Source organism: Mesorhizobium sp. P2_F7 (genome assembly GCF_056403695.1).
The window spans coordinates 938,821-955,657 of sequence record NZ_JBFUFA010000001.1; the positions used below are offsets into that span (position 1 = coordinate 938,821).

19 protein-coding genes are annotated in these 16,837 nt (G+C 63.4%); 14 read left to right on the top strand and 5 right to left on the bottom strand.

Annotated elements, in window-relative coordinates:
• Window position 1 precedes the first annotated feature (1 nt).
• From hisA to AC1DZ8_RS04350, 8 genes are all read left to right on the top strand, one after another.
• Window positions 2-748, top strand: a complete 747-nt coding sequence (gene hisA / locus AC1DZ8_RS04315; protein WP_477308437.1) for a 1-(5-phosphoribosyl)-5-[(5-phosphoribosylamino)methylideneamino]imidazole-4-carboxamide isomerase — start codon at window positions 2-4, stop codon at window positions 746-748.
• Entirely contained in the window at window positions 745-1,581 is an 837-nt protein-coding gene (locus AC1DZ8_RS04320; RefSeq protein WP_477308435.1) for an arginase family protein, read from the top strand. The genes hisA and AC1DZ8_RS04320 overlap by 4 nt, the downstream gene beginning before the upstream one ends.
• Window positions 1,578-2,372, top strand: coding sequence for an imidazole glycerol phosphate synthase subunit HisF (gene hisF, locus AC1DZ8_RS04325; protein WP_477308507.1), 795 nt, complete (start codon window positions 1,578-1,580; stop codon window positions 2,370-2,372). Before AC1DZ8_RS04320 ends, hisF begins: the two co-directional genes overlap by 4 nt.
• 35 nt (window positions 2,373-2,407) lie before the next feature.
• On the top strand, window positions 2,408-2,731 hold the full coding sequence (locus AC1DZ8_RS04330) for a phosphoribosyl-ATP diphosphatase (RefSeq protein ID WP_477308433.1): 324 nt from the start codon (window positions 2,408-2,410) through the stop codon (window positions 2,729-2,731).
• 133 nt (window positions 2,732-2,864) lie between these two features.
• Window positions 2,865-3,824, top strand: a complete 960-nt coding sequence (gene coaA, locus AC1DZ8_RS04335; protein ID WP_477308431.1) for a type I pantothenate kinase — start codon at window positions 2,865-2,867, stop codon at window positions 3,822-3,824.
• 72 nt (window positions 3,825-3,896) lie between these two features.
• The gene (locus tag AC1DZ8_RS04340) at window positions 3,897-4,931 is read left to right on the top strand and encodes a glycosyltransferase family 2 protein (protein WP_477308429.1); all 1,035 of its coding nucleotides are present in this window, start codon (window positions 3,897-3,899) and stop codon (window positions 4,929-4,931) included.
• Between the two features lie 50 nt (window positions 4,932-4,981).
• Window positions 4,982-5,377, top strand: a complete 396-nt coding sequence (locus AC1DZ8_RS04345; RefSeq protein WP_477308427.1) for a GtrA family protein — start codon at window positions 4,982-4,984, stop codon at window positions 5,375-5,377.
• The gene (locus AC1DZ8_RS04350) at window positions 5,374-6,954 is read left to right on the top strand and encodes a hypothetical protein (RefSeq protein WP_477308425.1); all 1,581 of its coding nucleotides are present in this window, start codon (window positions 5,374-5,376) and stop codon (window positions 6,952-6,954) included. Before AC1DZ8_RS04345 ends, AC1DZ8_RS04350 begins: the two co-directional genes overlap by 4 nt.
• Here AC1DZ8_RS04350 and AC1DZ8_RS04355 read toward each other — a convergent pair.
• The 3 genes from AC1DZ8_RS04355 to AC1DZ8_RS04365 all read right to left on the bottom strand — a co-directional run bounded on the left by AC1DZ8_RS04355 (window position 6,917) and on the right by AC1DZ8_RS04365 (window position 9,847).
• A complete protein-coding gene (locus tag AC1DZ8_RS04355; RefSeq protein WP_477308423.1) occupies window positions 6,917-7,534 on the bottom strand; it encodes an alpha-ketoglutarate-dependent dioxygenase AlkB in 618 nt (205 codons plus the stop codon). The two genes, AC1DZ8_RS04350 and AC1DZ8_RS04355, sit on opposite strands and share 38 nt — an antisense overlap.
• Window positions 7,535-7,715: 181 nt before the next feature.
• The gene (gene arfB, locus AC1DZ8_RS04360; protein ID WP_477308421.1) at window positions 7,716-8,150 is read right to left on the bottom strand and encodes an alternative ribosome rescue aminoacyl-tRNA hydrolase ArfB; all 435 of its coding nucleotides are present in this window, start codon (window positions 8,148-8,150) and stop codon (window positions 7,716-7,718) included.
• Between the two features lie 86 nt (window positions 8,151-8,236).
• Window positions 8,237-9,847: a phosphoenolpyruvate carboxykinase gene (locus AC1DZ8_RS04365; RefSeq protein WP_477308419.1), complete on the bottom strand. Its 1,611-nt coding sequence runs from the start codon at window positions 9,845-9,847 to the stop codon at window positions 8,237-8,239.
• 347 nt (window positions 9,848-10,194) lie between these two features.
• Here AC1DZ8_RS04365 and AC1DZ8_RS04370 point away from each other — a divergent pair, with 347 nt between their 5' ends.
• From AC1DZ8_RS04370 to AC1DZ8_RS04390, 5 genes are all read left to right on the top strand, one after another.
• Window positions 10,195-10,896 carry a response regulator transcription factor gene (locus AC1DZ8_RS04370; RefSeq protein WP_010912942.1) on the top strand — a complete coding sequence of 234 codons (702 nt, stop codon included), beginning with the start codon at window positions 10,195-10,197 and terminating at the stop codon, window positions 10,894-10,896.
• A gap of 24 nt (window positions 10,897-10,920) precedes the next feature.
• Window positions 10,921-12,705: a stimulus-sensing domain-containing protein gene (locus AC1DZ8_RS04375; RefSeq protein WP_477400336.1), complete on the top strand. Its 1,785-nt coding sequence runs from the start codon at window positions 10,921-10,923 to the stop codon at window positions 12,703-12,705.
• The gene (locus AC1DZ8_RS04380; protein ID WP_477308415.1) at window positions 12,702-13,154 is read left to right on the top strand and encodes an HPr kinase/phosphorylase; all 453 of its coding nucleotides are present in this window, start codon (window positions 12,702-12,704) and stop codon (window positions 13,152-13,154) included. The genes AC1DZ8_RS04375 and AC1DZ8_RS04380 overlap by 4 nt, the downstream gene beginning before the upstream one ends.
• A gap of 164 nt (window positions 13,155-13,318) precedes the next feature.
• Window positions 13,319-13,720, top strand: coding sequence for a PTS sugar transporter subunit IIA (locus AC1DZ8_RS04385; RefSeq protein ID WP_142868692.1), 402 nt, complete (start codon window positions 13,319-13,321; stop codon window positions 13,718-13,720).
• Window positions 13,717-14,013, top strand: a complete 297-nt coding sequence (locus AC1DZ8_RS04390; RefSeq protein WP_477308412.1) for an HPr family phosphocarrier protein — start codon at window positions 13,717-13,719, stop codon at window positions 14,011-14,013. Before AC1DZ8_RS04385 ends, AC1DZ8_RS04390 begins: the two co-directional genes overlap by 4 nt.
• A 125-nt stretch (window positions 14,014-14,138) precedes the next feature.
• Here the strand turns inward: AC1DZ8_RS04390 and AC1DZ8_RS04395 are convergent, their stop codons facing one another.
• Both AC1DZ8_RS04395 and AC1DZ8_RS04400 read right to left on the bottom strand, forming a co-directional pair.
• Window positions 14,139-14,738: an NADPH-dependent F420 reductase gene (locus tag AC1DZ8_RS04395; RefSeq protein ID WP_477308410.1), complete on the bottom strand. Its 600-nt coding sequence runs from the start codon at window positions 14,736-14,738 to the stop codon at window positions 14,139-14,141.
• Between the two features lie 41 nt (window positions 14,739-14,779).
• A complete protein-coding gene (locus AC1DZ8_RS04400) occupies window positions 14,780-15,514 on the bottom strand; it encodes an SDR family NAD(P)-dependent oxidoreductase (RefSeq protein WP_477308409.1) in 735 nt (244 codons plus the stop codon).
• 290 nt (window positions 15,515-15,804) lie between these two features.
• Here AC1DZ8_RS04400 and AC1DZ8_RS04405 point away from each other — a divergent pair, with 290 nt between their 5' ends.
• Window positions 15,805-16,701 carry a LysR family transcriptional regulator gene (locus tag AC1DZ8_RS04405; RefSeq protein ID WP_477308407.1) on the top strand — a complete coding sequence of 299 codons (897 nt, stop codon included), beginning with the start codon at window positions 15,805-15,807 and terminating at the stop codon, window positions 16,699-16,701.
• Window positions 16,702-16,837 lie beyond the last annotated feature (136 nt).

A 16,837-nucleotide genomic window follows, 5' to 3' on the forward strand; every position in this document is an offset into this window, starting at 1 on the left:
CGTGATCCTGTTTCCCGCCATCGACCTCAAGGACGGCAAATGCGTGCGGCTCAAGCACGGCGATATGGCGACCGCGACCATCTACAATGACGACCCGGCGGCGCAGGCCAAGGCCTTCGAGGATCAGGGGTTCGAGTGGCTGCACGTCGTCGACCTCAACGGCGCCTTCAAAGGCCAGAGCATCAATAGTGCTGCGGTCGGCGCCATCCTCAAGGCGACGAAGAACCCGGTGCAGCTCGGCGGCGGCATCCGCACGATTGCGCAGATCGAAGACTGGCTCGACCGCGGGCTGGCCCGCGTCATTCTCGGCACCGTGGCGGTGCGCGATCCTGACCTGGTCAAGGAAGCTTGCAAGAAGTTTCCGGGCAAGATCGCCGTCGGCATCGATGCCAAGGGCGGCAAGGTGGCGGTCGAGGGGTGGGCCGAGGCGTCCAGCCTCGGCGTCATCGAACTGGCGCAGAAATTCGAAGGCGCCGGCGTGGCCGCCATCATCTACACCGACATCGACCGCGACGGCGTTCTGACCGGCATCAACTGGGATGCCACGATCGACCTTGCCGACGCAGTGTCGATCCCCGTCATCGCCTCGGGCGGGCTGGCCTCGATCGCCGATATTGTGCGCATGACCATGCCCGATGCGAAAAAGCTCGAAGGCGCGATTTCCGGCCGTGCGCTCTATGACGGGCGCATCGATCCGGCCGAGGCGCTGGCGGTGCTGCGGGGCAAGGCAATGGAGACCCGCACGTGAAAATCTCCATCATCCTCGCCTCCTATGACAGCGGCCACTATCACGGCGGCATGGGCCAGGGACCGGACGCGATCGTCGCCGGCGGGCTTGTCGATGCGTTGACGCTGGCCGGCCATGACGTCACCGTCACCGATATCGGCAGGGTCGGCGATGAGCAGGAGCGCGAGATCGCGACCGGTTTTGCTGTCTGCAACGCCGTCTCCGGCGAAGTCCGCATCGCCATCGACCGCGGCCGGTTTCCGATCGTGCTTGCCGGCAACTGCCTGACATCAGCCGGTGCGGTCGCCGGCGAAGATGCCGATGCGATCATCTGGGCCGACCAGCATGGCGACCTCAACACGCCGGAAACCTCCGTCTACGGCTTTCTCGACGGCATGGCGCTGGCGACGGTGCTCGGCCTGTGCTGGAAGCCGATGGCCTCTTCCATCCCCGGCTTCAAACCGATCGATCCGTCCCGCTGCGTGCTGGTCAATGCACGCGATCTCGACCCCGCCGAAAAGGAGCTGCTGAAGACGCTGCCGGTGATCCGCGCCGAATGCCCCGACTGGGCAACGGCCTGCGGCCGGCTGAAGGCGCCGGACGCCAAGCGGGTCCATCTGCATCTCGATCTCGACGTACACGATCCCGATGCGCTGCAGGCCAACCGCTACACCACGCCGGGCGGTCCGGAGCCGAGACAGCTGCGCCAGGCGGTGTGCGGCATGGCCGGTCTGCTGCCGATTTCCGGCATCACCATCTCGGCCTACGATCCGGCCTTCGACGCGCAGGCCGAGGTTCCGCCGCTGGTCGGCGAACTGCTCACCGAATTGCTGGCGACGATGGAGAAGGACTGATGCTGAAGGCCCGCGTCATCCCGTGCCTCGACGTCAAGAACGGCCGCGTCGTCAAGGGCGTCAACTTCGTCGATCTGGTCGATGCCGGCGATCCGGTCGAAGCGGCCAAGGCCTATGACGCGGCCGGCGCCGACGAGCTCTGCTTTCTCGACATCACCGCGTCGTCGGACAACCGGGAAACCATCTTCGACGTCGTCGCCCGCACCGCCGAACAATGCTTCATGCCGCTGACCGTCGGCGGCGGCGTGCGCCAGGTCGCCGATATCCGCAAGCTGCTTTTGGCCGGCGCCGACAAGGTGTCGATCAACACCGCGGCTGTGAAGAACCCGGATTTCGTTGCGGAAGCCGCCGACAAGTTTGGCAACCAGTGCATCGTCGTGGCCATCGACGCCAAGAAGGTGTCGGCGCCCAGTGAGGCCGACCGCTGGGAAATCTTCACCCATGGCGGCCGCGAAAAAACCGGCATCGACGCGGTCGAATTTGCCCGAAAAATGGTCGACCGTGGCGCCGGCGAGATTCTGTTGACCTCGATGGACCGTGACGGCACCAAGGCCGGCTACGACATTGCGCTGACCCGCGCGATTGCGGATGCTGTGCGCGCGCCGGTGATCGCATCGGGCGGTGTCGGCACGCTCGATCATCTGGTCGAGGGCATCCGCGACGGCCATGCCGGTGCCGTGCTGGCGGCATCGATCTTCCATTTCGGCACCTACACGATTGCCGAAGCCAAGGCGCATATGGCCAAGGCCGGGCTGCCGATGCGGCTGGACTCATCCGTCGATCGGCCCTAGAGCGTTTCCGGCTAAGAAAGGCTTGCTACCGCGCCATGGCTGAATTCTCGCTCTCCGAGCTGGAGACAATCATCGCCCAACGTGCCCAGTCCGGCGACCCGGACTCGTGGACGGCGAAACTGTTTGCCAAGGGCATGGACAAGGCCGCGCAGAAGCTTGGCGAGGAGGCGGTCGAGACCGTTATTGCCGCCGTCAAAGGCGACAAGAAAGCCCTCGTTTCCGAAAGTGCCGATCTTATATATCATTGGCTTGTCGTGCTTGGGATTGCGGGGGTTCCGCTGGACGACGTACTGCGCGAGCTTGAGGGTCGTACCGGCCGTTCGGGCGTCGCCGAAAAGGCTTCGCGGTCGAAGGATTGACCGCTAGAGCCGGATGATTTCAGGCCAAGGCCTGAAATCTGAATCCGTCTCTAAATTCAAAGATGGAGCATGATGTCGTCCGAAAACCGCTTCACACTTTTCGGCATCATGCTCTAGGAGGGCAGGAAACTCGATGGACCAGCTCGCTCCGACCGAGAAATATTCCCCCTATCGTTTCTTTTCTGCCGAGCAATGGTCGAACTTCCGCGCCGACACGCCGCTCACGCTGACCGAGGACGAGATCAACCGTCTGCGCTCGCTCAACGACCCGGTCGACCTCGAAGAGGTCAAGCGCATCTATCTGTCGCTGTCGCGCCTGCTTTCAGCGCATGTCGAGGCCAGCCAGCTGCTGTTTCGGCAGCGCCAGGCCTTCTTCAACGCATTGGACGTGGTCAAGACGCCATTCATCATCGGCATTGCCGGTTCGGTCGCGGTCGGCAAGTCGACCACGGCCCGTGTGCTGAAGGAGCTGTTGGCGCGCTGGCCGTCGAGCCCCAAGGTCGACCTCATCACCACTGACGGTTTCCTGCTCCCCAACAAGGTGTTGCGGCGCGACAATCTGATGGAGCGCAAGGGCTTTCCCGACAGCTATGATGTCGGCGCGCTGCTGCGTTTTCTCTCGGGCATCAAGTCGGCGCAGCGCAATGTCCGCGCGCCGGTCTATTCGCATTTGACCTATGACGTCATTCCCGGCGAGTTCGTCACCATCGACCGGCCCGACATTCTGATCTTCGAAGGCATCAATGTGCTGCAGCCGGGCAAATTGCCGAAGGACGGCAAGATCGTGCCATTCCTGTCAGACTTCTTCGACTTTGCCATCTATATCGATGCCGACGAGAAGCTGATCCATCACTGGTACATCGCCCGCTTCATGCGGCTGCGCGAGACCGCCTTCCGCAATCCGGACTCCTTCTTCCACCGCTATTCGCAGCTTTCCGAAGACGCCGCGCGCGCCATCGCCGAAGGCCTGTGGGCCAACATCAACCTGAAAAACCTGCGCGAGAACATCGTGCCGACGCGGGCGCGCGCCGACCTCATCCTGCGCAAGGGCGCCAATCACCTGGTTGAGGAAGTGGCGCTCAGGAAACTGTGACGACTGGGTTAACGGCACTTTAGGCAATCCCGGCTAGTTTTTGCTGCAATTCCAGCGGGTCGGGAGCAAGCGGTGGTCAATGCGAGCGATGCCGTGGGCCGCAAGGCCCCGGTCTATTCCCTGGTCATTCCGATCTTCAACGAGGAAGCGGTGCTGCCGCTGCTGGTGCGACGCATCGGCATGCTGCTGGACAAACTGGACGGTCGTGCCGAGGCAATTTTCGTCGACGACGGCAGCCGCGACACCAGCGTCATCTTCCTGCGCGGCATGGCAGCCGAGGATGATCGCTTCAAGCTGATCGAGTTGTCGCGCAATTTCGGCCACCAGATCGCCATTACAGCCGGCATGGATGCGGCCGCCGGCGAGGCCGTCATTGTCATGGATGCCGACCTGCAGGATCCGCCGGAGGTGGTGCTCGATCTCGTCGCCAAGTGGAAAGAAGGCTACGAGATCGTCTATGCGCGACGCATCCGGCGTGAGGGCGAAACCTGGTTCAAGCGGGTCAGCGCCAGTATCTTCTACCGGCTGATCGAGAAGATGACCTCCGTCGACATCCCGCGCGACGTCGGCGATTTCCGGCTGATCGGACGCAAGGCGCTAGAAACCTTCAAGCGCATGCCCGAGCGTGACCGCTTCGTGCGCGGCATGTTCGGTTGGATGGGTTTCAAGCAGACCGCCGTGCCGTTCGAGAGGCCGATGCGGGCGGCAGGCGAAACCAAATATCCGTTCTGGAAGATGGTGCGGCTGGCCGTGCACGGCATCGTCAGCTTTTCCGACAAGCCGCTGCGGCTGGCGCTGTGGGCGGGTCTGGCCATTTCCGGCCTCGCCGCCCTGCTCGGCCTCTACGCGGTGTTTTCCTGGCTGTTTGTCAGCGGCGTGGTCCATGGCTGGACATCGACGGTGGTGATCATTTCCTTCCTGTCGGGCATCAATCTGCTGATGACCGGCGTCATCGGCCTTTATGTTGGCGGCATTCATGCCGAGGTGAAACGGCGGCCGCTTTACGTCGTCGACCGGCTGACCGGCTTCGAGGAAGCGGTCGCCGCGATGAGCAATTCCCAGGCGTCGAAAAAGACGCCCGCGACGCGCGAACGCCGGTTCGGTTGACTGTGCGCCAGGCGGTCAACGATCCTTTGCCCGGCGTCTGGTCATGGGCCATGGGCCGTTCGGAGCCAGCGCGAACCCTGCGATTTGCCGCAATCGGCGGCGTATCGACCCTGATCTACGCCGTGCTGACCCTGGCGCTTTCGGCCCGGCATGGCTTCGGCATGCCGGCGACATTCGCCTCGATCGCCGGCTACGGCGCCGGCGCGGTGTTCTCCTATTGCGGGCATCGCTTCGTAACGTTCATGTCGGACGGCGCGGTTGGCTTCGAGATCGTGCGCTTCGCCTGTGCCACGGCGATCGGATTTCTGCTCTCGGTCGGACTGGCCGTGATCCTTGCCGACGTAGCCGGACTGCCGCCATGGGTGCCGGTGGCAATCGCTTCCGTCCTGGTTCCGGTCCTGAACTTCATCATCCTGCGCAAATTCGTCTTCGTGGCGGCCCGATGAGTACGGAGATCCGCGCTTCGCTCATCGAGAGGGCCGCCATGACTTCGGCCCAGGGCAGCGCGCGAGCGCTGCCGCGGACTCTGGTCTTGTGCCTGCTGGTGCTGGCGGCCGCCGTGCCCTGGCAGATGCGCTGGGGTGTCATACCCGACACCAGTTGGGCAATCACCATGTCCGAGAAGGTGCTTGCCGGCTCGCGGCTCTATGTCGATCTCTTCGAGGTCAATCCGCCGTTCACGCCATGGCTGTTCATGCCGGCCGTGGCCCTGGCGCATGCGCTCGGCATTTCGCCGGAAGCCGTCATTCACATCTATGCCTATGCGATCTGCCTGCTGGGTCTCGGCTTTGCCGTGCGGATCGCCAGTTTGGCCAGCTTTGCCGAGAACCGCATCCTGTTCTCGATGTTGCCGCTGTTCCTGGCACTGTTGATCATTCTTCCCGGCAATGCTTTCAGCGAGCGGGAGCATCTGGGCATCGCCCTGTTTCTGCCTTTGCTGGTGTTGATGGCCTGGCGCGCCGCGCCGACGGAAGGGCGCAGGCCGAGCTTGCCGATAGCGGTACTGGCCGGCCTTTGCGGCAGCGTACTGCTGCTGGTGAAACCCTACTATGCGCTGATGGTGCTGGTTCCGGCGCTCTACGTGGCCTGGCGGCGCCGGTCGATCCGGTCGCTCTTCTGCATCGAATACTGGGTCATCGGCTTGGTCTGCGTCGCCTATCTCGTCGCGGTGCTGTACTTCTATCCAGAGTTCCTCAACACTATCTACCCGGTGTTGGCCGACACCTATATGCGGCTGCGGGTCGTGCAAGCGCTGTTGCTCAAATACGCACCGGCCTATCTCGTCGCACTCTACATGCTGCGTTTGCTTCGGCCAGGCCTCACCTTGTCGCCATTGGTCATGGTGTTCGTCCTGGCGTCGCTGGCGGCCACCGTGCCTCTCGTCTATCAGGCCAAGGGCTGGCCCTATCATGCATTTCCGGCGATCAGCCTGATGGCCGGAGCGTTGCTGCTCAGAGCCGTCCAGATCGACCCCGCAAGGCAATCGCCATCGAGCACGAGCATGGGGCCGGCGCGCATGCTTTTGCTCGGCCTCGCCATCCTGGCCAATGCTGTCCCCTTCTGGCCCAGCCAGAAACCTGATGCCGATTTCGTCGCCACGATAAAGGCCGTGGTAGACCATCCGACGGTCGCGCTCATGGGCTCGGACATTGCCGCGGGCCATCCACTGACGCGGATGGTCGGTGGCAGCTGGATCTCGATCTACTGCAGCGATTGGCTTGGCGGATTCGCCACCTATTTCGCGCAGGTCGAGGCGCAAAGCGGCAACCTGGCGGCGGCCGAACACTACCGGCAGATCACCGATCGCTACATCGATGACAAGCTTGCCCAACTCGAAACCAGGCGGCCATCGCTGGTGATTGTGCAGAAAGCGGACATCTTGTGGTTGACCGAGCTGTCCGGCCGGCAGGATTTCGTCCGCTTCATGCAAGGCTACCGGCAGATCGCCGAGGACGAAACGTTGAGGGTCCTTGTCCGCAACGACGCTAGACTGCCTTCGTCACCCGACGCAGCGTCAGATTGATGCGGCCGCCGTTCTTCAGCAGCGCCGAGGTCGAAGGATAGATGCGGTCGACGCCGTGGAAGCAGAGCCGGCCTTCGCCGCCGAGCACGACGACATCGCCGCTTTTCAGCCGAAACGACTTCGTACCGCCGTCGCGTGTCGTCAGCCCGACCCGGAACAGGCAGTCGTCGCCAAGCGAGACCGACACCACGGGCGCTGAGAAATCGGCCTCGTCGCGGTCCTGATGCAGGCCCATTTTGGCGTCCTGCGTGTAGAAATTGACCAGGCAAGCCTCCGGTGGGCGGGGATAGGCGGCGACCTCCTGCCACAATTGCGTCAGCGCGTCCGGGATCGGCGGCCATGGCTCTCCGGTCAGGGGATGCGTCGGCTGGTAGCGATATCCCAGCTGCTTGTCGGTGACCCAGCCAAGCGAGCCGCAATTGGTCATGCGCACGCTCATCTCCTTGCCGGTGCGCGGCATGGCCGGCACGAACAGCGGCGCCTGCTGCACAACGTCCCTGACCGCGTCGACCAGCGCTTCCTGCGCCGCGCGGGGCAGATAACCAGGCATATGGCGGACGCCTTGGGGCAGAACGAGCATCAGTGGACCCAGGTTGATCCGGGCAACAATGCCACCGCCAACCGAAAACGGCGACCCGAAAGCCGCCGACGCCCTTCAACCTAAAGCAATTCCAGGAAAAGTGTGATCGGTTTTCCGTCCGGAATTGCGCAAGAACAAAGAGATAGAGCGGTTCGCCGTTTCCGTGAAACGGTGAACCGCTCTAGTCGTTATCCACCCGGCCGCGCAGCTTCTTGATCGTGCCGCGCCCGGCCTTGCTCTTCAGACGCCGCTCCACCGCGCCTTTCGACGGCCTGGTCTTCTTGCGTGGCGGCGGCGGCGGTTCGGCGGCCTTGGCGACCAGCGCCGTCAGCCTTGCCCGGGCATCGGCCCGGTTCTGCTCCTGGGTGCGGAAGCGCCCTGCCTCGATGACGATGACGCCGTCCTTGGTGGCGCGCTGCCCGGCCAGCTTGATGGTGCGTGCGCGCACACTTTCCGACAGACCCGTGGCGTTGGCCGCGTCGAAGCGCAATTGCACCGCGGTCGCAACCTTGTTGACGTTCTGGCCGCCGGGGCCGGACGAGCGGATGAAATCCTCGTGCAGGTCGCCCTGGTGGATCACGGCTTCGTCGGCAATGATGATGTCGTCGATCGGCATGCTGCAGTCATGGCGCGGCGGACCGAAAAAGAAAAGGCCCGATCGGGACCGGGCCTTTCAACGACCTACCGAGAGCAACGTCGCGATTACTCCGCAGCCTCCTGCAGACGCGGCGCGGCACCGAGCACGACGGCATCGACATGGCTTTCGAATTTCTCGAAGTTGACGGCGAACATGCCGACCAGCCTTGCCGCCTGGCGGTCATAGGCAGCCTTGTCGGCCCAGGTCGAGCGCGGGTCGAGAATGGCGCTGTCGACGTCCGGCACGGCCACCGGCACCTCGAAGCCGAAATTGGCGTCGGTGCGGAAGCCGGCCGCCTTCAGCGAACCGTCAAGCGCTGCGGCCAGCAAGGCGCGCGTCGCCTTGATCGGCATGCGCTTGCCGGTGCCGTAGGCGCCGCCGGTCCAGCCGGTGTTGACCAGCCAGCAATCGGCACCGTGGCGGGCGATGAGCTCGCGCAGCAGATTGCCGTATTCCTTGGGGTGACGCGGCATGAACGGGGCGCCGAAGCAGGTCGAGAACGTCGCTTCCGGCTCGGTCACGCCTTTTTCGGTGCCGGCCACCTTGGCGGTGTAGCCGGAGAGGAAGTGATACATCGCCTGCGCCGGCGTCAACCGGGCAATCGGCGGCATGACGCCGAAAGCATCGGCGGTCAGCATGATGATGTTTTTCGGATGGCTGGCGCGTCCGGTCTTCGAGGCGTTGGGGATGAAGTCGAGCGGATAGGCGCAGCGCGTGTTTTCGGTCAGCCGGCCGTCGTTGAAATCCGGCACGCGGTTGGCGTCGAGCACGACATTTTCCAGCACCGTGCCGAAACGCTGCGTGGTGGCGAAGATCTCCGGCTCGGCCTCGGCCGACAACCGGATCGTTTTGGCGTAGCAGCCGCCTTCGAAATTGAAGATGCCGTGCGGGCCCCAGCCATGCTCGTCGTCGCCGATGAGCGTGCGCGACGGATCGGCCGACAGCGTCGTCTTGCCGGTGCCGGAAAGGCCGAAGAAGATCGCGGCGTCGCCGGCCGGCCCCTCATTGGCCGAGCAGTGCATCGGCATGACGCCCTTGGCCGGCAACAGGTAGTTCAGCATGGTGAATACCGACTTCTTCATCTCGCCGGCATAGGAGGTGCCGCCGATCAGCACGATCTTGCGGGTCAGGTCGACCGCAATCACCGTTTCGGTGCGGCTGCCGTGGCGGGCTGGGTCGGCGCGGAAGGACGGCAGGTCGATGATCGTCATTTCCGGCACGAACTCATCGAGCTCGGCCGCATCGGGGCGAATGAGCAGGTTGCGGATGAACAGCGAGTGCCAGGCGAATTCGGTGATGACGCGTGTCGGCAGCTTCAACTCGGCATCGGCGCCGCCGACGAGATCCTGCACATAGAGATCCTTGTCCGCGGCGTGGACGAGGAAATCGGCAAACAGCGTTTCGAACTGGGCGGGCGAAATCGCCTTGTTGTTGTCCCACCAGATATGGGCCTCGGTGTCACCGTCGCGCACGACAAACTTGTCCTTGGGCGAGCGGCCGGTGTGCTGGCCAGTCTCGGCAAGCAGCGCGCCGCCGGCGGTCAACCTGGCCTCGCCACGGCGGATCGCATCCTCGTAAAGGGCGGCCGCACCGAAATTATAATGCACCGTGCCGGTGGTTTTCAGGCCGATACGATCGATCGCGCAGGCGGAATTGCGTTTGCCGACTTCCGACATCAAGGGTCCCTTCTTCTGGATTCGCCGCAGTTTGCCGGCGTATTTCCGGCATGCCCGCGAGGTGGGCTGAGACGGTCAGAACCAGAAAACCCAAATGATATCAAATCATTAATCGATTTAAAAAATTTGAAAGTTGTTTAAATCGTTTATATGTGCAAAAAATCACAGTGGTTGCCCAAAGGATTGGCACACAGTGTTCGTCCAATCCGTGTAGAGGTGCGATTGCGACCGCCGGCAAGTCGTCCGCGACAGCGGATGGAGCCTGTGCCACATTTTGTACCTAATTTGTCCTGCAAAAGCCCCTTCTCTAAGACAGAAGGGACCAGCTCATGAGGGAGCCGCTTGAAATGGCAACAATCGCGCTTGTCGATGACGATCGCAACATTCTGACGTCGGTCTCGATCGCCCTCGAATCCGAGGGGTACCGTGTCGAGACCTACACGGATGGAGCGTCGGCGCTGGAAGGCTTGGCGGCGCGCCCGCCGAATCTCGCCATCCTCGACATCAAGATGCCGCGCATGGACGGCATGGAGCTGCTGCGCCGGATGCGGCAGAAGTCCGACCTGCCGGTGATCTTCCTGACCTCGAAGGACGACGAGATCGATGAGCTTTTCGGCCTCAAGATGGGCGCCGACGATTTCATCCGCAAACCGTTCTCGCAGCGCCTGCTGGTCGAGCGGGTGCGCGCCGTGCTGCGCCGCGCCAGTGCCCGCGAGGCTGCGGCAAAGGCGCCGAGCCAGCAGGCCCGTTCGCTGGAACGCGGCCAGCTGGTGATGGACCAGGAACGCCATACCTGCACCTGGAAGGGCGAGCCGGTAACGCTGACCGTCACCGAATTTCTCATCCTGCACTCGTTGGCGCAGCGCCCCGGCGTGGTAAAAAGCCGTGATGCGCTGATGGATTCGGCCTATGATGAGCAGGTCTATGTCGACGACCGCACCATCGACAGCCACATCAAGCGGCTGCGCAAGAAGTTCAAGGCCGTCGACGATGACTTCGAAATGATCGAAACGCTTTACGGAGTCGGATACCGGTTCCGCGAAGCCTGAGAACGGACCGGGAGCTGCTATTCGATGGCAGTTGACGTAGAGCGAGGCAGACGGGCGGGCGCCGGCAGGCGGCCGTCCAGGATTCTGCCCGCATTCCTGTCGAGGGTCACGGTGCCGATGCGCCGCTTCCTCGGCCATCACATCTTTTCCAGCCTGACCCGGCGCATTCTGTTCCTCAACCTGGCCGGCCTCGCCGTGCTGGTCACCGGTATCCTCTATCTCAACACGTTCCGCGACGGGCTGATCGACGCTCGCGTCGAAAGCCTGATGACGCAAGGCGAGATCATCGCCGGCGCGATCGCGGCGTCGGCGACGGTCGAGACCGATTCGATCAGCATCGATCCGGAAAAACTGCTTGAGCTGCAAGCCGGCGAAAGCCTGGGGCCGGGCTCCGACCAACTCGACAATCTGGATTTCCCGATCAATCCCGAGCGCGTCGCGCCGGTGCTGCGGCGGCTGATCTCGCCGACGCGCACGCGCGCCCGCATCTACGACCGCGACGCCAACCTGCTGCTCGATTCGCGCCATCTCTATTCGCGCGGCCAGATCCTGCGCTACGACCTGCCGCCGGTCGAGGACGAGCAGCCGGATATGCTGGAGCGGGCGCAGAAATTCGTCTTCGATTTCTTCCGCAACAAGGACCTGCCGGTCTATCACGAGCAGCCCGGCGGCAACGGTGCCGCTTTCCCGGAAGTGGTCAAGGCGCTGACCGGCAGCCCGTCGACGATCGTGCGGGTGAGCGAACAGGGTGAGCAGATCGTCTCGGTCGCCGTGCCGATCCAGCGCTTCCGCGCCGTGCTCGGCGTGCTGATGCTGTCGACCGAAGGCGGCGACATCGACAAGATCGTCGCCGCCGAGCGCAAGGCGATTTTGCGGGTGTTCGGCATCGCGGCACTGGTCACCGCCATCCTGTCGATGCTCTTGGCGTCCACCATCGCCAATCCGCTGCGCCGGCTGTCTGCGGCGGCGGTGCGGGTGCGGCGTGGGGTCAAGAGCCGCGAGGAAATCCCCGATTTTTCCGACCGCCAGGACGAGATCGGCAATCTGTCGATCGCGGTGCGCGACATGACCAATGCGCTCTATGCCCGCATCGAGGCGATCGAAAGTTTTGCCGCCGACGTTTCGCACGAGTTGAAAAACCCGCTGACCTCGCTGCGCAGCGCGGTCGAGACACTGCCACTGGCCAAGAACGACAATTCACGCGGCCGGCTGATGGAGATCATCCAGCACGACGTCCGGCGGCTCGACCGGCTGATCACCGACATTTCCGATGCCTCGCGCCTCGACGCCGAGCTGGCGCGCGAAGATGCGGCAATCGTCGATTTGAAGAAATTCATCACCGATCTCGTCGCCGTGTCGCGCGAGGCGACGCGCAACAAGAAGGCCGTCGAGATCGAGTTCAAGGCCGCCAAGCTGCCGCAAGGCGTCAAGGGCTATTTCGTCACCGGCCACGACCTCAGGATCGGCCAGGTCATCACCAATCTGATCGAGAATGCCCGCTCCTTCGTGCCGGAGGACCACGGCCATATCGCCATTTCGCTGGCACGTTCGGGCAAGGTCAACATCGTCACCGTCGACGACAACGGCCCCGGCATCCGTGCCGACGCCATCGACCGCATCTTCGAGCGCTTCTACACCGACCGCCCGGCCGGCGAGGCGTTCGGCCAGAATTCAGGCCTCGGCCTGTCGATCTCCAGGCAGATCGTCGAAGCCCATGGCGGCACGCTGACCGCCGAGAACATCCCGGGCACCAAGCCAGGCGAGATCAAGGGCGCGCGCTTCGTGGTGACGCTGCCGGCCGAGGCATGATCCCGCAGGCTGAAAACATTCACGGAACGGCGCTGCTGATCGGCGAACGCGGTGTGCTCATCACCGGGCCGTCCGGCGCCGGCAAGACGACGCTGGCGCTGGTGCTCATCGACCATTGCCGGGCGCGCGGGCTGTTTTCACGGCTGATCGGGGACGACAGGCTGCTTGCGGCCGCTCGCTCCGGGCGACTGATCTGCCGCGTACCCGCCACCATTGCCGGCCTCGCGGAAGTGCCGGGATTCATGCCACGGCCGCTGTCGTTCGAACCTGGCGGGGTGATCGACCTCCATATCCGGTTGGTGCCGAAGCATCAGAGAGACCGCTTTCAGGAAGATCTCAGCGAGCCGATCGCGGGTTGTCCGGTGCCGCGGATCGATCTGATCGAGCGCAACGTTGCGACGGCCTTGCCGGCCGTAATGGCGCGGCTGGCGATCGCGGCTTTCGCATGATCCGGTTTCGATTTTTTGCTGCAATGCGTCAAAATGGCGTAGGTCGGCGCAATTTTGGGCTTGTCAACGCGCCGCGCGTCGACAAGATAGCGCTCCCGCCGCCTGGGATGGCCGGCGAGCATAAAAAGCGCCTGTGAAGCGGCGATGACGGGAGCCACCATAGCATGATCGGACTCGTGCTTGTAACGCACGGTCAACTGGCCGCCGAGTTCCGCCATGCCGTGGAACACGTCGTGGGGCCACAAGACAATTTCGAAACCGTGGCGATCGGCGCCGATGACGATATGGAGCAGCGCAGGCGCGATATCGTCGACGCCGTCGGCCGCGTCGACACCGGGACCGGCGTCATCGTTCTGACCGACATGTTCGGCGGCACGCCCTCCAACCTCGCCATTTCGGTGATGGAATCCGGCCGCACCGAGGTCATTGCCGGCATGAACCTGCCGATGCTGATCAAGCTGTCGTCGATCCGCAAGGGTGACAACATGGCGGCCGCGCTGGACGAGGCGCAGGCCGCGGGGCGCAAATACATCAACGTCGCCAGCCAGCTCCTGAGCAGCAAATGAACGCGCTGTCGCCGGGACAAGAGCAGATTGTGCGCGAGTTCCCTATCATCAACCAGCGCGGCCTGCATGCGCGCGCCTCGGCCAAATTCGTCCAGGTCGCCAGCGGCTTCGACGCCACCGTCCATGTCGAGAAGGACGGCCTCAAGGTCGGCGGCACCTCGATCATGGGCCTGATGATGCTGGCGGCGAGCCCCGGCTATTCGATCCGCGTCACCGCCAGCGGCGCTGAAGCCGTCGCGGTGATGGACGCGCTGGAGCAGCTGGTCGCCTCACGCTTCGGCGAAGAGTGCTGACCTCCAGGCTGTGCAAAACCTGATCAGGATATAGCGCCGCCCAGCTTCCGGACCTCGGATTATGATTAGCCCGCATGGAGTCTCGTGGACAGATCCGGCACCTGTGGCAGTGGACAGTAAATCCGTCACTGCTCCTTCTTGAACAAATCCTGGAAGATGAGCTGGCCCCAAACGCGGCCGCGTGCGTGCACCAGCGCACCACCCTCGTTGAGCTTTCCCAGCTTGACCGGTGCGAACCCCAGTTGTTTGGCCAAGGCCGCCACGGGAGCGATCGCGTCCTCGTCGTCGCTCGACAGAAAGACCACCCGGTGACCGCCCTCGACGACCGGATCGGTAGCCAGGGTGGCTGCAATCAAGTGATTGAAGCCTTTCACGAACTTGGCGCCGGTGAACGCCTTGGCGACGAAAGCTGAGGACGGGAGGCCGTCCAGCTCTTCAGGGACAGGAAACGCGTTCATCGCGTCGATGACCGTCTTGCCTTTCCAGCTCGGCAGGGCTTTCGCAACCTCGCGATGCTCCCCGAAAGGGACCGCCAAGATGATTGTGTCGGCCTTGAGTGCTTCCCGCAGCGACCTGGCGACGACCGTGGGTCCAATCGCCCGAGCCTGCGGCGCCAACGCCTCGGGCGGCCGGCGGCTCGCGACGGTCACGTCGATGTTTTTACGGGCGAAGGCGTGGGCGAGGGCCTGGCCTATCTTACCGAATCCCACAATTGCGTAGCTCATAATGCTTCTCCGATCCGTGTTGGTATTGATTCCCCGGCCCTTCAGATGGCCGAGAACCCGCCGTCGACAGACAACTCCACCCCATTCACGAAGCTCGAATCGTCTGAAGCAAGAAACAGCGCGGCCGCCGCAATTTCCTCCGGACGGCCCATTTTTCCCCGTGGGATCAGGGATTCGAACATCCGCTTCGCCTCCTCGGTGAGAACTTGATCCTGCATCGGTGTGGCGATCGGCCCCGGGCTCAGCACGTTCACCCGGATATTCCTGCCCTTCAGTTCGTTGAGCCAAGTGCGTGCGAATGAGCGCAACGCCGCCTTGCTCGCCGCATACACGCCGTAACCCGGAAAGCCTTTCACCGAAGCGACTGACCCGGTCATCAAGATCGATCCGCCATCGCTGAACAGCGGCAACGCCTTCTGAACCGTAAACAGCGTGCCGCGCGTGTTCAGGCCGAAGGCCGCATCGAAATGCTGCTCGGTAATCTCGCCCAGTGGGACGGCTTCGCCCATGCCGGCGCTCGCGTACAGGACGTCGATCCTGCCCTTTTCCCGCTTGACCGTGTCGAACAGACGGTCGAGGTCGTCGAGATTGGCCGAGTCGCCGCGCACGCCGGTCACGTTCCGGCCAATCAGCTTGACGGCCTCGTCGAGCGCCTCCTGTCTCCGGCCCGTGATGAAGACATGGGCGCCTTCTTCAACGAACCGCTTGGCGCTCGCCAGCGCCATGCCGCTCGATCCACCCGTGATGACTGCAACCTTACCCTCAAGCTTTCCCATGACTTTTCCTTTCAGGCTCTGCTTTCGGTGTTTCGGGAAGAACCCCGAGAGCCTGGAAGTAAGTCGGCTGGGGTCAGGCTTTGAGTGCGGAAACGCGCACATCGGTGGTGCAAAATCGATCCGGCTGGACGACTGACGCCAGCGTGACGGATCGGTGTCCGCTGTCCGGAATTGGGCAGTGCTTGTCAGCATGGGCTATGAAAGCCACCCCGCGCCACTACATACGAGATGCTGTTCGATGTGTTGGACACGGGCTTTGGAAGGCGCGCCTTGCGGTGCGGGATTGCACCATGATCGACTGGGATGACGTTCGCTACTTTCTTGCCGTCGCACGCGGAGGCTCGGTGCGGGCTGCCGCCGTGCATCTCGGGGTGAATCACTCGACCGTGCTGCGACGCATCGCACAGCTCGAGGAACGCCTCGGGGCGCAGATGTTCGAAAAGCTGCCTTCGGGCTATCGCCTGACGGCTGCGGGGGAAGAGGTCCTCGAGCTCGCGAACCAGATGGAAGCGTCGTCGCACCAGCTGGAGACGCGCGTCTTCGGGCGCGACCAGAGCGCGCGCGGGCTTTTGCGGGTGACGCTTCCACCGTTCCTCGCGACACACCTGCTCATGCCGGATCTCGCCGACTTCGCGCTTCTGCATCCGGACATCGAGATGGAAATCCTGTCGTCCGGTGAGCTGGCGAATCTGACCAACCGGGAGGCCGATGTCGCGATCCGCATTGTCACCGACCGCAAGACCCTGCCGCTCAATCTTCACGGCTTGAAGGGACCTGAGTTGTTCAGCGGCGTGTACATGTCTCGCGATCGACTAGCTGCGTTGCGGGTGGGCACGCCTCATCCCATCCGGTGGATCGTCATTGACAATCATGGAATTCCGGACTGGGCCCGCGAGGGAGAAGTCCACACGACGGGAGCTCCGTTCAGGACTCCGGACGCCGAGACGCAGATCATCGCGGCGCAGCAGGGGATCGGGATGACGAAACTCCCGTGCTTCGTCGGAGATACCGACCCCCTGCTGGTGAGGGTGCCGGGCACCAACCTGCCCATGCATGGGACACTCTGGCTTCTCACGCAGGGGGAGACACGCAAGACGAAGCGCGTGCGGCTCTTCACCGAGTTCGTATCCCGCAAGCTCGCCGCTTACGCGCCGCTTCTCGCGGGACTGTCCGTATCGCGCGACTGACGCGCGGCGCCTGCCCCGCATACCTCCAAGGCACGCCCGAGAGACATGCAGGGATAAAGATTTCTTTATATCCCATTGTCGTCTTGGCGGCGATCTGCTAGTCAGGCCGGCATTCCGCGCCCTTCGACGCGCCGAG